Origin of the sequence: Streptomyces sp. MK37H, assembly GCF_018035285.1 — a bacterium.
Lineage (GTDB): Bacteria > Actinomycetota > Actinomycetes > Streptomycetales > Streptomycetaceae > Streptomyces > Streptomyces endocoffeicus.
Genome location: NZ_JAAAYH010000240.1, coordinates 1 through 14,040, shown reverse-complemented (window position 1 = coordinate 14,040; position 14,040 = coordinate 1). Strand labels below are relative to the sequence as shown.

15 protein-coding genes and 1 pseudogene are annotated in these 14,040 nt (G+C 71.1%); 5 read left to right on the top strand and 11 right to left on the bottom strand.

Annotated features, from left to right (window positions below; genetic code table 11):
- Together GWI24_RS28270 and GWI24_RS28265 are read right to left on the bottom strand one after the other, a co-directional pair.
- Positions 1 to 326, bottom strand: a pseudogene (locus GWI24_RS28270) (hypothetical protein); the annotation flags it as partial.
- Between the two features lie 77 nt (positions 327 to 403).
- Positions 404 to 853 (bottom strand): nitroreductase family deazaflavin-dependent oxidoreductase, encoded by a 450-nt coding sequence (locus tag GWI24_RS28265; protein WP_210948722.1) that lies wholly within the window; start codon positions 851 to 853, stop codon positions 404 to 406.
- A gap of 155 nt (positions 854 to 1,008) precedes the next feature.
- Between GWI24_RS28265 and GWI24_RS28260 the strand changes: the two genes are divergently transcribed.
- Complete coding sequence (locus GWI24_RS28260) at positions 1,009 to 1,716, top strand: TetR/AcrR family transcriptional regulator (protein WP_210948721.1); 708 nt, start codon at positions 1,009 to 1,011, stop codon at positions 1,714 to 1,716.
- A gap of 4 nt (positions 1,717 to 1,720) precedes the next feature.
- Here the strand turns inward: GWI24_RS28260 and GWI24_RS28255 are convergent, their stop codons facing one another.
- The gene (locus GWI24_RS28255) at positions 1,721 to 2,599 is read right to left on the bottom strand and encodes a trans-aconitate 2-methyltransferase (RefSeq protein ID WP_210948720.1); all 879 of its coding nucleotides are present in this window, start codon (positions 2,597 to 2,599) and stop codon (positions 1,721 to 1,723) included.
- Positions 2,600 to 2,646: 47 nt separating this feature from the next.
- Between GWI24_RS28255 and GWI24_RS28250 the strand changes: the two genes are divergently transcribed.
- Entirely contained in the window at positions 2,647 to 3,231 is a 585-nt protein-coding gene (locus GWI24_RS28250; RefSeq protein ID WP_210948719.1) for a helix-turn-helix domain-containing protein, read from the top strand.
- A 66-nt stretch (positions 3,232 to 3,297) separates the two neighbouring features.
- Here GWI24_RS28250 and GWI24_RS28245 read toward each other — a convergent pair whose 3' ends face one another.
- The 4 genes from GWI24_RS28245 to GWI24_RS28230 all read right to left on the bottom strand — a co-directional run bounded on the left by GWI24_RS28245 (position 3,298) and on the right by GWI24_RS28230 (position 7,617).
- Complete coding sequence (locus GWI24_RS28245; RefSeq protein WP_210948718.1) at positions 3,298 to 3,915, bottom strand: ATP/GTP-binding protein; 618 nt, start codon at positions 3,913 to 3,915, stop codon at positions 3,298 to 3,300.
- Positions 3,863 to 4,213 carry a DUF742 domain-containing protein gene (locus tag GWI24_RS45600; protein ID WP_247616995.1) on the bottom strand — a complete coding sequence of 117 codons (351 nt, stop codon included), beginning with the start codon at positions 4,211 to 4,213 and terminating at the stop codon, positions 3,863 to 3,865. The genes GWI24_RS28245 and GWI24_RS45600 overlap by 53 nt, the downstream gene beginning before the upstream one ends.
- Before the next feature lie 295 nt (positions 4,214 to 4,508).
- Positions 4,509 to 4,979, bottom strand: a complete 471-nt coding sequence (locus tag GWI24_RS28235; protein WP_198274540.1) for a roadblock/LC7 domain-containing protein — start codon at positions 4,977 to 4,979, stop codon at positions 4,509 to 4,511.
- Positions 4,960 to 7,617 carry an ATP-binding protein gene (locus tag GWI24_RS28230; protein ID WP_308344102.1) on the bottom strand — a complete coding sequence of 886 codons (2,658 nt, stop codon included), beginning with the start codon at positions 7,615 to 7,617 and terminating at the stop codon, positions 4,960 to 4,962. The genes GWI24_RS28235 and GWI24_RS28230 overlap by 20 nt, the downstream gene beginning before the upstream one ends.
- Before the next feature lie 30 nt (positions 7,618 to 7,647).
- Here GWI24_RS28230 and GWI24_RS28225 point away from each other — a divergent pair, with 30 nt between their 5' ends.
- Positions 7,648 to 7,797, top strand: coding sequence for a hypothetical protein (locus tag GWI24_RS28225; RefSeq protein ID WP_210948717.1), 150 nt, complete (start codon positions 7,648 to 7,650; stop codon positions 7,795 to 7,797).
- 314 nt (positions 7,798 to 8,111) lie between these two features.
- Positions 8,112 to 9,251, top strand: a complete 1,140-nt coding sequence (locus GWI24_RS28220) for a substrate-binding domain-containing protein (protein ID WP_210948716.1) — start codon at positions 8,112 to 8,114, stop codon at positions 9,249 to 9,251.
- A gap of 71 nt (positions 9,252 to 9,322) precedes the next feature.
- Here GWI24_RS28220 and GWI24_RS28215 read toward each other — a convergent pair whose 3' ends face one another.
- Positions 9,323 to 10,150: a calcium-binding protein gene (locus GWI24_RS28215; protein ID WP_308344101.1), complete on the bottom strand. Its 828-nt coding sequence runs from the start codon at positions 10,148 to 10,150 to the stop codon at positions 9,323 to 9,325.
- A gap of 609 nt (positions 10,151 to 10,759) precedes the next feature.
- Here GWI24_RS28215 and GWI24_RS28210 point away from each other — a divergent pair.
- Positions 10,760 to 11,350, top strand: a complete 591-nt coding sequence (locus GWI24_RS28210) for a hypothetical protein (RefSeq protein WP_210948714.1) — start codon at positions 10,760 to 10,762, stop codon at positions 11,348 to 11,350.
- 25 nt (positions 11,351 to 11,375) lie between these two features.
- Here the strand turns inward: GWI24_RS28210 and GWI24_RS28205 are convergent, their stop codons facing one another.
- From GWI24_RS28205 to GWI24_RS28195, 3 genes are read right to left on the bottom strand one after another with little or no spacing between them, the layout of a single operon-like run.
- Positions 11,376 to 12,521, bottom strand: coding sequence for an RNA polymerase sigma factor (locus GWI24_RS28205; RefSeq protein WP_210948723.1), 1,146 nt, complete (start codon positions 12,519 to 12,521; stop codon positions 11,376 to 11,378).
- A 5-nt stretch (positions 12,522 to 12,526) separates the two neighbouring features.
- Positions 12,527 to 12,946, bottom strand: a complete 420-nt coding sequence (locus GWI24_RS28200) for a YciI family protein (RefSeq protein WP_210948713.1) — start codon at positions 12,944 to 12,946, stop codon at positions 12,527 to 12,529.
- A 42-nt stretch (positions 12,947 to 12,988) separates the two neighbouring features.
- Positions 12,989 to 13,735 (bottom strand): FadR/GntR family transcriptional regulator, encoded by a 747-nt coding sequence (locus tag GWI24_RS28195; RefSeq protein ID WP_210948712.1) that lies wholly within the window; start codon positions 13,733 to 13,735, stop codon positions 12,989 to 12,991.
- Positions 13,736 to 14,040: the final 305 nt, after the last annotated feature.

Sequence of the window (14,040 nt, the reverse complement as noted above, 5' to 3'; positions counted from 1 at the left end):
ATGGTGAGGACGGGAGGCTGCCAGTTCGGCCAGCGCTCCACGTCGGTCTGCAACGCGAAGACGGTGCTCAGCGGCGCCTTGATCACGACATCGGACTGGTAGCGGATCCGGGCGGTGGGGTCGACGCCTTCGCCGCGGCAGGTGGAGGGGTCGTTGTGATGGGCGGCCTGGGCGGCCTTGGCCCTCGCGGGCGCGGCGTGGGTCTGCGGGGCGGCCATCCCGAGGACGCCCGCGGCGGCGAGCGCGATCGTGAGGGCGGTGGTGCGTACGGCGCGCCGGGACCGGTGGTTCGAGTTCGGCGTGGCCGACGGGCGAGTGCTGGACATGGGTTTCCCTCCGTTGTGGGCGAGTTGGGTAAAGCGGTCGGTGGAATGCGTCGTTGGCGGGTCGCGCGACCCGCGGGTCATCCCCGCGCGCTGATCCTGAACACCGGGAAGCCGGGCGCGATCTCCAGCAGCTTCTCGTCGCTCGAATGCGCGTCGACATCGTCGAAGAAGCGGCCGACCTCCCACGCCCACTTCTTCAGGTACAGCCGCAGGATCTCCGGCTTCGCGCCGTCCTCGACCTCGACGGCGCTGAACGGCTCCACCCTGCGGCCCAGCCGCAGTTCGCCACCGCCGGCCGCGCGCATATTGCGCACCCACTGGGTGTGGCCGCGCGGGGCGACGAGGTAGCGCTCGCCGCGCAGGGTGAGCGGGTTGACCGGGGTGGTGCGCCACTCGCCGCTCTTGCGGCCGCGGACGGCCAGGATCTGGCTTCCGGCCAGGCCGATGCCGAGCTTCGCCAGGCGCTTGGCGAGGCCGTTGAAGATCCTGTCGAACGTGCTGGGCTTGAGGTTGCGGAGCTCGGTCATGTCATCCCTCTTCGACTCTCGACGCGCGAGAGCAGTATTCAGGCGGCGAGAGCAGTGCTCTCTGTTGAGATCACTGAACACCGGACCCCACCCACAAGTCAAGAGCAGTGCTCTCGGAATCGTGCGCTGCTCTCGCTCATGGCACACTGGTCGGTATGAACGCCAGTCGGACAGCCAGGGACCGGGCCCGGGCGGAGCTCACGCAGGAGATCAAGAACGAGGCCCGGCGTCAGCTCGCGGTGGATGGCGCCCAGAAACTCTCGTTGCGCTCGGTCGCCCGGGAGCTGGGCATGGTGTCGTCGGCCCTCTACCGCTACTTCGCCAGCAGGGACGAGCTGCTCACCGCGTTGATCATCGACGCGTACGACGCGGTGGGCGAGCGGGCGGAGAAGGCCGCGGTGGGGGGCGCGCCGCGGGAGCGCTGGCGCAAGGCGTGCCACGCGGTACGGGACTGGGCGCGGGCCAATCCGCATGAGTACGCCCTGATCTACGGTTCACCGATCCCGGGGTACGCCGCCCCGCAGGACACGGTCGCCTCGGCCGCGCGCGTACCGATGGTCCTGATCAGGATTCTGCGGGAGACGAACCCTTCGCCCGCGTTCGAAGGCCCGCCCCTGACCGACGGCCTGGCCGGTCAGTTGCGGGCACTGGGCGAGCAGGTCGCGCCGGATGGTGAGCGGATCGCGCCGGATCTGCCGCTGGAGACGCTCAACCGCGGCATCGTGGTGTGGACGCAGTTGTTCGGGATGCTGAGCTTCGAGCTGTTCGGTCAGTTCGTCGGCAGTGTGGATCCCACGGACGAGTTCTTCGACCACACGATTGAACAGCTCGCCGACTTCCTCGGGCTTCCTCCGGCCCGTTGACGGGTCATGGGCGGCGGGCCGCCCACAGGGTGCGCTCGGCGCGGACGGCGAGGTCGTCGCGTCGCAGCACGCCGTCCGGGCCGTCGCTGTCGAGGAGGTGATCGAGGGTGGCCAGGTCGTCGGGGCTCAGGCGCTCCGCCACATGGGAACGCATGCGGCGGAGGAACGCCTGGGCGTAGCGGCCGGTGGGCTCGGGGAGCGGGGGACGCAGATCGATGGCGAAGGGGCGCTCCGTCACGATGCCGAATCCGGCGCGGGAGAGGCGAGGGCCCCAGTCGGAGCCCAGCTCCGGCATCCGCTCGGCGTGCTCCTGGGCCTGTACGGCGTGACAGCGGGCTTCCAGGCCGGGGCGCCCTCGGCCCACGTCATCGGGGAGGAAGCGCGGGAAGCCGGCCATCTCGATCACGGCCAGCAGACCGCCGGGGCGCAGCCGCTCGAAGATCTCACGCAAGCCACGGTCGGGGTCGGTGAGGTGGTGGACGGACGCCGACGCCCACACCAGGTCCACGGCGCCGAAGTCCGGCCATGTGTCGTCCAGATCGGCCTGGACGGTGCGGACGCGGTCCGCCACTCCACGTGCGCGGGCCTTGCCCCGCAGATGGTCCAGGAGGTCAGGGGATCGGTCGACGGCGATCGCCTCGGCGTCCTCGAAGCGCTGGAGCAGGGCGAGGGTGCCGGTGCCGGTGCCGCTGCCCAGGTCGAGGATGCGGTGGGGCGGGTCGTCCCGCGTCAACTGGGCCAGCTGAGAGGTCACTTCGGACAGATAGGTGTGCAGGACCTCGGCGTCGAGATCCAGGAGTTCGGCCCAGCCCGAGTCGTCCGCCCCGGCGGCGCCGTGTTGGTGGTGGTGCTGGTGATGGTGCTCGTGGTGGTGGTCCGTCATGTTTCGAGCGTAAGTGGGCCTTGCCTCAGCGACATACCATCTTGCGTATGACGCAAGAGGACAGCGCTCTCGACGCCCTGGTTCGCAAGCGGATCAGGGGACTGCGTTCGGCCATGGGCTGGTCGCTGGACGATCTGGCCGCCCGCTGCTATCTGAGTCCGTCCACGCTGAGCCGGATCGAGACGGGGCATCGACGGATCAGTCTTGATCAGTTGAGCGCGATAGCGCGGGCCCTGGGGACCAGTCTGGATCAGCTGGTGGAATCGACCGCCGACGATGACGTGATCATCCGGCCGCAGCATGACGCGGCGCGCGGGCTGACCACCTGGATGCTGAACCGGCAGCCCGGGGTCATCGTGGCCAAACTACGCCTCACCAAACCGGCCCCGACCAGTTCCGAGGCGCTCAAGGTCCATCCGGGCAGGGACTGGTTCACGGTCCTGTCCGGGGCCGTCACACTCGTGTTGGGGGATCGGAGGATCGTCGTCGAGACCGGGCAGGCGGCGGAGTTCTCCACGATGATCCCCCACGCCTTCGGAGCGCACGGCGGGCCGGCCGAGGCCCTGGGCATCCTGGACCAGGACGGGCGCCGTACGCATCTGCGGTCGCTGTCGGAGGCGGGCGACCCGTGATCTCGGTCTGCTGATCTCGGTCCTGCTGATCCCGGTCTGCGTCGTCGGCCGTTCCGTTACGTCCTGTCAGGCCGGACTGGCGGCGGACTGGGCGCGGGAAAGGGCCACGTCGAGGACGACCAGGAGCGCGTCGCGGACCGAGCCCGTCTCACGGGCGTCGAAGACGATCAGCGGGACGTGCTCGGAGATGTCCAGGGCCCAGCGGACCTCGTCCAGATCGTGCTGGACCTCGCCGTCGAAGGCGTTGATGGCGACGGCGAAGGGGATGTCCTTGTGCTCGAAGTAGTCCACCGCCGCGTAGCAGTCGTCCAGACGGCGGGTGTCCACGATCACCAGACCGCCGAGGGCGCCCTCGACCACGTCGTCCCACATGAAGCCGAAGCGGTCCTGGCCCGGCGTACCGAACAGATACAGCTTCAGCTTCGGGTCGATGGCGATGACGCCGAAGTCCATGGCGACCGTGGTGGTGGTCTTGCCGGGGGTATGCGTGAGGTCGTCCACGCCCGCCGCGACCTCCGTGATCAACGCCTCCGTGGTCAGCGGCCGGATCTCGGAGATCGCGCCCACCGCCGTGGTCTTGCCGACCCCGAAGCCACCGGCGATGACCAGCTTGACCGGCAGTGGCGGTTCTTCAACCGCTGTCGCGGAGTGAGCCCCGTGAGTCGGGGACGGCACGGAGACCATCGATAACCCTTCGCAGTACGGAGATGTCGTGAACGGTCCCGGCGTTCGGGACGTGGACCGCCAGATGTCCGGCGGCGCACAGGTCCTCCGCGAGGACCCGGACCACGTTGAGATGCAGATGCAGCCGGGCGGCCAGCTCCGCCACCGACTGGGGGCGCCGGCAGGCGGCGACGATGTCGCGGCGTTCGAAGGTGAGCGACCGCAGGGCGGACAGCCCGTCCGGCGTCGCCACGATCTGGGTCTCGACCGGGAGCGGTGGCGCGGCGCCGCTCCCGGACACCCTGCCCGCGGTCAGCAGGAACGGGCGGACGGCGGAAGCGCGGACGGCGGGCTCGGGCGGCTCGACGGCCTCGGGCGGCTCCGGCTGCTCTTGGGGGCGGTCGGCCTGCTCGGTTGTCCCTACGGGCTCGGCCTGCTCGGTCGCCTCCTCGGGCTCGGTCGGCCCTACGGGCTCGGTCGGCTCGGGCGGCTCCGGGGCGGTCCGGGCGTCGTCCTCCGCCTCCTGCCCCGTCACCTCATGCGCTGCCGCTTCGTGCGGTACTGGTTCACCGGCGACCATCTCGACCCCCCTCCTCCATGCGCCCCGCGACCCGTCAGCCGACGGACCCGGCGCTCTTCTTCAGCTCCATGACGAGCTGCGGGGTGAGCGCGGTCCCGGCCCGGTTGGCGAAGAGGGTCATCTCGTACGCGATGTTGCCCAGCTTCGCCTCCTTCGTGGTCACCACGCCGAGCACGGCACCGCAGCCGATGGACGACACCAGCACATGGCCGCCCTCGAGATCGATGATGACCTTGTTCAGGCCGCCGAGGCCGTAGTTGCCGGAGGCACCGGCGGCGAGGCTGGTGACACCGGAGACGATCGCGGCGAGTCGCTCGGAGTCGGCCTGTTCCCGCAGTTGGGAGACGGCGATCAGCAGGCCGTCGGAGGACACCGCGATGGCGTCGACGACACCGGCGGTCTGGGTGGCGAATCGGTCCAGCAGCCAGGTGAAGTCGGCCGCGGCGGCTCGCAGATCGGTGGCTTCCCGCTCAGCGGTACCGCTCTTATCTGTCGGCGTGGTCACTGCCCGACTCCTTCCGGGGTCGCTGATGTGTCGATGGCATGGCTTCGGCCGGGGTGGCGGCGGCGCTGTCCTGCTCCGCCCTGCGTACGGCCGCCTCGAACTCGTCGAGTTCGGAGCGGACCGCGTCGGCGTCGGCGGGCCGGCGCGTCGCCGGGATCGCCCGGTCGGCCGGTGAGGTGGTCTTGTCGAGCGTCGCGCCCCGGACGCGGCGGCGGAGGGGTCGGGAGCCGGGGGCGGCGGCCGGGGTGGCGTTCGGCCCGTTCCCGGCGGACCGCTCCTTCCCGGCCGACGGCTCCTTCCCGGCATTCGGCTCGTTCGCGCTCTGCGTCTCCTTCGCGGTGGGAGCCGACTCCGGGTTCGTACGGGACGTCGCCGGGACGCGCCGCGGCAGACCCGACTCCGTCACCGGCGCCGCCGGGCGACGCCCGGGCGCGGTGGCGGAGGACCCGGAGGCCCGTGCGGGCGGAGGCGTGACGGCAGGCGCGGGCGCGGGCTCCCGCCCGGCCCCTGCCGCGCCCTTACCGGACCCCGCGGCCGTAACCGGACCCGATCCCGCGACCGACGGCTCCTCCCCCGCCCCCCGCGCCACCAGCAGCGCCGACGGCACCCACACACTGCCCGTGACCCCGCCGCCCGGCGTACGGCTCAGCGTGACCCGGATGCCCCAGCGCCGGGCGAGGCTGCCGACCACGAAGAGGCCGAGCACCTTGGTCGGTACGAGGTCGAGCCGCTCGCGCCGCACCAGGCGGGCGTTCTCCTCCTCGAGGCGTTCCGCGGCCAGGCCGAGCCCGTGGTCGATGACCTCGATCAGCGCGCCGCCGTCCGCCGTGACATCGGTGCCGGGCCGGACGACGACCTCGACGGGGGTGTCGGACGGGGAGAACGAGACCGCGTTCTCCAGCAACTCGGCGAGCATCAGCGTGAGGTCGCCCGTGATGTCGGGCGCGACGGTGACCTCGGTCTCGGACCGCAGGGACACCCGCTGGTACCCCTCGATCTGGCCGAGCGCCGCGCGGATGACATCGGCCAGCGTCGTCGGCCGGGCGTCCAGCTCGGTCTCCCGGATTCCGGCGAGCAGCATCAGACTGTCGGCGTTGCGCTGGAGGCGTACGGCGATGTGGTCGATGCGGTAGAGCCGCTCCAGGATGTCGGGGGCGGTCTCCTCGCGTTCGACGGCGTCGATCAGGGTGAGCTGGCGGGTGGTGAGGTTGCTGACCCGGCGGCCGACGTTGCCGAACATCTCGCCGACGTTGCGGCGGCTGAGCACCTGCCGCTCCAGCAGCGCCGCGGCGGTGACCTGCACCTGGTTGAACGCCTCGGCCAGATCGCCGATCTCGTCGCGCACCGGGACGGGGATCGGCCGGGGCCGCAGCGGGGTGGTGTCGGTCGTGTCGTCGTCCTCGACCTTGGCGAGTTCCTCGTCCGCCACCTCGACCACCTGGTGGGCGGCGCCGGTGAGGGCCGCCAGGGGGCGGACGACGGAGCGCCGGACCAGGAACGAGAACGTCAGCCAGGCGGCGAAGCCGAGGACGGCGAGGGCGAGCAGGGCCAGCGCCTTGTACAGGGCGTCGTCGGAGAGACCGGCGGCCCGGTCGGCGATCTCGCCGATCAGCGAGCGGGCGATCTCGAGGCGGGCCTCGGCCTGCCGGTTGCCCTGGGCCATCACCGTGCGCAGCTGCCGCGGCGACTGGCCCTGCAGCGAGCTGGGGTCGATCTGGAGCTCGGCGAACCGGTCCTCGATGCCGTTCTCCTCGGCGTTCCGCTCGATGCCGTCGAGGCGCAGGACCTGGTCGGGGTCGGCGACCCTGGCGAAACGTTCCGACTGCTCCTCGTAGACCCGGTGGGCGCCGACCGCGCGGGTGTACTCGGTGAGGCCGTTGGCGTCCCGGGTCTGGGCGGAGAACACCCCGCCCTCGAAGGCCGCGTGGGCGGCGTCGGCACGCATCACGGCGTCGACCAGTTCGATAACGGAGGCCGAGGGGCTGTCGAAGAAGTGGTCGAGCCCGATGCCGTCGATGAGATAGCCGACGGCCGCGGCGTACGCGGGGTCGATACCGGCGGCGGGCACCGAGCCCCGTTCGACCTTGTCCCGCAGCACGCTCAGGCGCTGGACGTAGTCGAGGGCCTGCCCCTCCTCCTTCGGCAGGGCGGAGCCGAACGCCGAACGCACATCGGCGGCCTGCTCATCGGTGACCCGCTGCGCCCGGCGGTAGTCGGCGGTGGACGGGAGGGTGGCCCCGGGGCGGACCGACTCCTGCTGGACGGAGAGCAGGAGCGCCTCCCGGTGCTCGGCCTGTACGTCGTTGATCAGCCGGGCCACCTGGCCGCTGTCGCGCACCCGCTCGGCGATCCGGTTGGCGTCCAGGGCCTGCTGCACCTGGCCGTTCACGGCGAGGCCGAGGAGCGCGCCGACGACCGCCAGCGGCACGATCACCAGGACGTTGAGCTTCCGCCGGAACGGCCAGCGGTCGAGGAGCGCGCCGAGGGCTTCCGTCCTGCGACCCGTCGTGCGACCCGTCGTGCGGCCCGTCGTACGGCCCGCCTTGCGCCCCGTCGTGTGCCGGGACCGCGAACTCGGCGGCGGCGCGTGTCCGGACGGCTCCTGGTCGGCTGGCGGGTCCGCCGTGTCCACAGACACCCAGGTCCTCCTTCGATGTGCTCCTGAGCGGTGACCGAGGTGTTGTTGCCGCCGATCGCCGACACCGGGAAACGGGACGTCGGCGAAGGCGATTCCGGCCGGAATGCGAGCGATGGAATCGCGCCACATGCCTGGCCGGGCGTGAACACTACCGCCTGCGCGCACACGCGCAAGACATGAGCTCTCAACGACCACGGAATTTCCACGGTTTGCTGGGTTTAGGTCACCTACGTATCCCCCGGCACCCCGCCAACTGCCCAGCCGGTGGCCGGGAGGTGGCCGCCCGGTGGTCATGGGGTGGAGGCCGAGGGTGGCGCATGGGCTGGCTTGTTCAAGACTGTGCTCGATGGGGCCGCGGGTGCCGAAGGGGGCTGCCCGGCGCGGCGCCGCCACCCGTAACCTGTCTGCTCCCAGCCCCAGCCCATCCCCGGTCGACCCCCGATCCATCTCCGGCCCGTACCCTCCGTACCACTCCGTGCCCTGCGAGGAGACCCGTGCACCCCACCCGCAAGGCGGCCCTGACGGCCATCGCGCTGCTGGCCGTGGCCACCGCCGGCTGCGAGCCCGGCGCCGCCTCCACCACGACCCACCGGACCTCCGCGAAGCCCGGCTGCCCGACCGTCCTCTCCAGAGCGAAACAAGCCGTCAAGAAGGCGGAGGCCGTCGACGCCCCGTGGAAGGGCCCCACCACCGGGCCCGAGGCCGCCGGTCATGGCAAGAGCATCGTCTTCATCGCCCATGACCTCTCCAACCCCGGTCCGGCCGGTGTGGCCCAGGGCGTGCAGGAAGCCGCGTCGCTGCTGCGGTGGAGTGCCCGCACCCTCAACGGCCAGGGCACGCCGGAGGGTTACCGGTCCGCCTTCAAGGAGGCGCTCGCGCTCAAGCCGGACGGCATCGCTATCGCCGGTTTCGACCCCGGCAGCGTCGCCGATGAGATCAAGAAGGCCAAGGCGGCGGGCATTCCGGTGATCGGCTGGCACTCCGCCCCGACCCCGGGCCCGGACGGAAGCCCCGATCTCTTCACCAACGTCACCACCCGGGTCGAGGACGTCGCGAAGATCAGCGCCGACTGGATCATCGCCCGCTCGGGCGGCCGCGCGGGCGTGGTGCTGTTCACCGACGGCACGGTCCCCTTCGCGAGGCACAAGTCGGACCTGATCAAGAAGGAGCTCGCCACCTGCTCCGACGTCAAGCTGCTGAGCTACCAGAACATGCCGATACCCGAGGTCAACAAGCGTGCCATCGGGGAAGTCCGGTCCCTGCTCTCCCGCTTCGGCGACAAGTGGACGTACTCGGCCGCCATCAACGATCTGTACTTCCGGCACACCGCGGCCGCTCTGCGCGCCGCGGGCAAGGACGGCGCGGGCGCCCCGTTCAACATCGGCGCGGGGGACGGCGACCCGTCGGCCTTCCAGCGCGTCAACGGCGAGCGGTTCCAGGCGGCCACGGTGCCCGAACCCCTCACCGAACAGGGCTGGCAGATGGTCGATGAGTTCAACCGCGCCTTCGCGGACAAGCCCGCCAGCGGATACGTCCCCTCGGTGCACATCACCACCGCCGCCAACAGCGGTGGCGCGCTGTCCTGGGACTCCGAGGGCTATCGGCAGGCATATCGCAGGATCTGGGGGAAGTAGGCGACGGGAGGGGCCGGGGCTCCCAGCGGGAGCCCCGGCCCCAGGGCGTGTTTCGAAAGTCCCGCCCGGACTCAGTCCTGGTGGACCTCGTTGCTGCCCGGGCCGCCGGAGAGGGTGTCATTGCCCTGGCCGCCCCACAGCACGTCGTTGCCGCTGTTGCCGTAGATCGTGTCGTCGCCGTCCTCGCCGTACAGCGTGTCGTCGTCCTGGTCGCCGTAGATGACGTCAGCGCCCTCGCCACCGCGCAGGATGTCCTTGCCGGTGCCCCCGCGCAGGACGTTGTCCTCGGAGCCACCGGTGATGGTGTCGTCGCCGGCGTCACCGTGGCATTCCTGCACGCAGTTGGTGATGGTGTCGTCGCCGTCGCCGCCGTAGGCGCCGAAGCCCATGACACCGCCGCCGCCGTCGATCTGGTCGTCGCCGTCCTCGCCGTAGAACATCGGCGCCGCGCCGCCCTTGAGGACGTCGTCGCCGGCGCCACCGTGAATTCCGGCGTAGGCCGAGCTATTGGCGTCGAGCTTGATGGTGTCGTCGCCGTCACCGAGATCGACGTCGTAGTTATCCGAGTCGTCGGAGTTCTGCGGGATTTCCACCGCGCACTGGGCGACGGTGTGATCGCTCGCGGTCGGGTAGGTGCACTCGTCCCAGTCCGCCGCCTCCGCATCGATGGTGATGTCACCCTGGTCGCGGAAGGTGAGGACGTAATATTCCTCGAACTCCCCACGGCTGATGATCTGTTCGGAGACCGTCAGATTGTTCTTCTGCCCCGCGGCGGCCTTGTACCAGAGCTCGCCGTCCTCGTGGACGAGAGAGCCCGAGGTCGTCGGGGCCGCCTGGGCGGCGGGCGCCGCGAGCGCGGCTCCCCCCAGGGCGAGAGCGAGGGTGGCCGTAGCGGCCAAGGTCCGGTACCTGCGCATAGGGAAATGGCCCTTCGTGCGATCAGCGCCGATCGGGCCGGCGACAAAGTGCGGTTCATCCACCGGGCGCCGACGATCGGCTATTTGGTGTTTCCGATCGCCCCGGTAGACCGTGATGGACGGCAAGCGGTTGCTCCGGGAATTCCCTAGTTTCCCGCAGGTTTCCGGCAGTCGCAGGTCATCGAGTTATTGGAAGGGAACTGCACAAGGAATAACGACATCGCCGTAACCGGCCTTTCCTGGCCACTTAACCCCTTGTTCACCCGGCCGGTTGCGGCGGACGGCCACATCCGTTCGCCGGGTCGCCGCGGAGGTCATCACACTGGAGGAGGCAAGGCGGGCCCGGACGTGGACGGTGATCCACCGGTCCGGCGCCCATCCGGCGACCGCGCCAGAAAGCCTCCGCGAGAGGGCCGCCGCGAGAAAGTCGCCAGGGGAAAGCGCCAGGGGAAAGCGCCACAGGAAACTGATCCGGATTCCAGTAAACATTTCCTGGAGAACATCTCCGGAATCTGTGGAGCTTCGGCGTATCCGCCTGCCAAGATCTTCCCTCATGCCTTCCCCGTTCACTCAGGAATATCAGGGATTCTCGTGCGGAAAATGAATGCGGCCGCCACCGTGGCCGTCGCGGTACTGGCTCTGGCGCTGACCGGCTGCGGCAAGGACGACGACAAGGGCGCCCAGTCGTCCGGCGCCTCCGACAAGACGGCGTCCGCTCAGAAGGCGGACGACACGGAACGCGGCACCGCGTCCGCCGCTCCCACCAGTGCGAGCCCCAGCCCGAGCCGTACGAAGCCCGCCAAGAGCCCCAGTGCGAGCCCGAGCAGCCCCAGGGCCACCCGCGCCGCCGACGGCACCACTCCGGCCCCGCGCCGCACGGCCCCGAAGACGCAGGCCCCCGCGCCGACCCGTGCGGGCGCCCCGGCGAGCGTGCAGGGCACGTGGTACTCCACGGTGCGCGACCCGAACGGTAAGCCGCTCGTGATGACCGTGAGCGGCGGTTCCCTCAGCGTGGGGTACCAGGGCAAGTCCTGCCCCGGGACGATCAGCGCGAGCATGGCCGTGACCATGAGCTGCCAGGGCGAGACCATTTCCGGTGGCCACGCCGTGGTCAGCGGGGACGGCCAGAGCCTCACCATCAACTGGCCGCAGGGCAACCCCGACCGCTACGTCCGCCCGTGAGCCGACTCTTGGCTGGTGCGGCCCGTCAGTGGGATCGGCCGGTGTTGAGCCGGGCGGCCTGGCGGGTCAGGTAGTCGCGTTCGGCGAGGTTGGCTGCCTTGTGGGCCGCCTCGGCGTACAGCCGGGCCGCCGTCGCAAGGTCGCCATCGCGCTCGTGGAGGTACGCCGCCACCGCCGCGTAGCGGGGCAGGGAATCGTCCAGCTCCGCGAGCGCGGCCAGCCCGGCGCGCGGGCCGTCGGCCTCGCCGACCGCCACCGCGCGGTTGAGCCGGACGACCGGACTGTCGGTCAGGCCCGCGAGTTCGTCGTACCACTCCACGATCTGCACCCAGTCGGTCTCCTCGGCGGTGGGCGCGTCGGCGTGGAGGGCCGCGATGGCGGCCTGGGCCTGGAACTCGCCCAGCCGGTCGCGGGCGAGCGCCGCCTGGAGGATCTCCACCCCCTCGGCGATCGCCTTGGTGTCCCATCGGGAGCGGTCCTGCTCGGCGAGCGGCACCAGACTGCCGTCGGGCGCGGTCCGGGCGGCACGCCGGGCATGGTGGAGCAGCATGAGGGCGAGCAGCCCCGCCACCTCGGGGTGGTCGATCGCGGCCGCGAGCTGCCGGGTGAGCCGGATGGCCTCGGCGGCGAGGTCGACATCGCCGGAGTAGCCCTCGTTGAAGACCAGGTAGAGGACGCGCAGCACGGTGGCGACATCGCCGGGCTGGTCGAACCGCACACCCGAGACGGTGCGCTTGGCCCGGCTGATGCGCTGCGCCATGGTCGCCTCGGGCACCAGATACGCCTGGGCGATCTGGCGGGTGGTGAGCCCGCCGACCGCGCGCAGCGTGAGCGCGACGGCGGACGACGGCGTCAGCGACGGGTGGGCGCACAGGAAGTACAGCTGGAGCGTGTCGTCCACCGCGGGCGCGGGCCCGGGCGCCGGCTCCTCCTCCACGAGGCCCTCACGCCGGCGGCGGGCGGTTTCCGCGCGGGTCGCGTCGAGGAACTTGCGCCAGGCCACGGTGACCAGCCAGCCCTTGGCGTCCCTCGGGGGGTCGGCCGGCCACACGCGGACCGCCTCGATGAGCGCGTCCTGCACGGCGTCCTCGGCCGCCGCGAAATCGGCTCCGCGGCGGACGAGGACGCCGAGCACGCCCGGCGTGAGGCTCCTGATCAGGGCCTCGTTCATCCGCGTCACTTGAAAGTGCACTCCGTGATGCTGGGCTCGGCGGCCAGGAACGGGCGCACCTCCAGCCACTCGTGGATCGGCTTCCCGTCCTTCCCCGGAGCGGCCGACAGCTCACCGGCCAGCTCGACGGCGCGCTCATGGCTGTCGACGTCGATCACCATCCAGCCCGCGATGAGGTCCTTGGTCTCGGCGAACGGACCGTCGGTGACCGGCGGACGCCCCTCACCGTCGTACCGCACCCACGACCCCTCCGGGGCGAGCGCCTGACCGTCGACGAACTCGCCGGTCTTCTCCAGCCGGGCCGCGAAGTCGTTCATGTACTGCACGTGCGCCGAGATCTCCTCCGGCGTCCACTGGTCCATCGGCACGTTGTTCACCGGAGCCGGGGCGCCGCGGTAGTGCTTCAGCAGCAAGTACTTGGCCATCGTGGTTCTCCTTGATGCGGATGCGACCCATTGTGGTCGCGTTCACCCCAGGGACGGAGCCGGTCCCGCGTTCTCGACATCCCCGTCCGAGATTTTTTTTCGCTGCTCCTCGATCCGGTGCAGCACCGAGTCCAGATGCGCCTCGGAGGCCGCTCGGGCCGCCTCCGGGTCGCGGGCCTCGATCGCCCGCAGGATGGCCTGGTGCTCCTCGATGGTGGCGCGCCGGCGGGCGGCGGACAGCGAGGTCTTGCGCCGCCCGGGCTCGCCGATCTCGTAGACCCGGTCCAGCAGCCGCAGCAGCAGCGGGTTGCGGGTGTACTGGGCGACGGCGCGGTGGAAGGTGCGGTCCAGGTCGGTGAACTCCTGCCGCGTGGGCTCGCGTCGCATCGCGTCCAGCAGGGCGTGCAGCTGGACGATGTCGGAGGGGGTGGCCCGCCGGGCGGCCCGCGCGGTCACCGAGGGCTCGATGCACGCGCGCACCTCCATGACCTGCAGCAGCTCCGCCGTGGCATCGAGCCCCGAGGCCAGGACGTCGCCGCGCGGAGTGGCCCCCGGGTCGAGCACGACGGTGCCGGAGCCGGGGCGCCGGGCGACCAGCCCGCGCGAGGCGAGGGCGCGCAGCGCCTCGCGGACCGAGCCCCGGGAGACGCCGAGGCTCTCCGCGAGCTCCCGCTCCGGGGGGACGCGGGAACCGGGCGCCAGCTCTCCGCTCAGGATCAGCCGCTCCAGGCCGACGGCCAGGGCGTCCGGCCTCGACAGGGTGGAGTGCCGCAGTTGCCGCCAGTCCATCTCCTGGCTTTCCTCCGCCTTCTTCAGCTTTCTTCAGCTTTCCGGTCCGGCCGGTGGTCCAGAGTCTCACATCCGGCGGACGTCTCCCCCGGCGTCCTCCCGGCGTCGTCCAGGCCTTCTCCCGGCCGCCGACGCGAGTGTCCCGGCCGCCGCCGCGAGCGGATTTAACCAGGTGGTGACGGGCGGGCAACCGGAGCCGCCGAGTCCGCACGCTAGCGTCTGCCGACATCAATTTGGTCCTACCAATGGACCAACTGCTGTCCCTGCGCCATCCTGGCCGCACCGCAGCGCGCGCCCCAACGTCC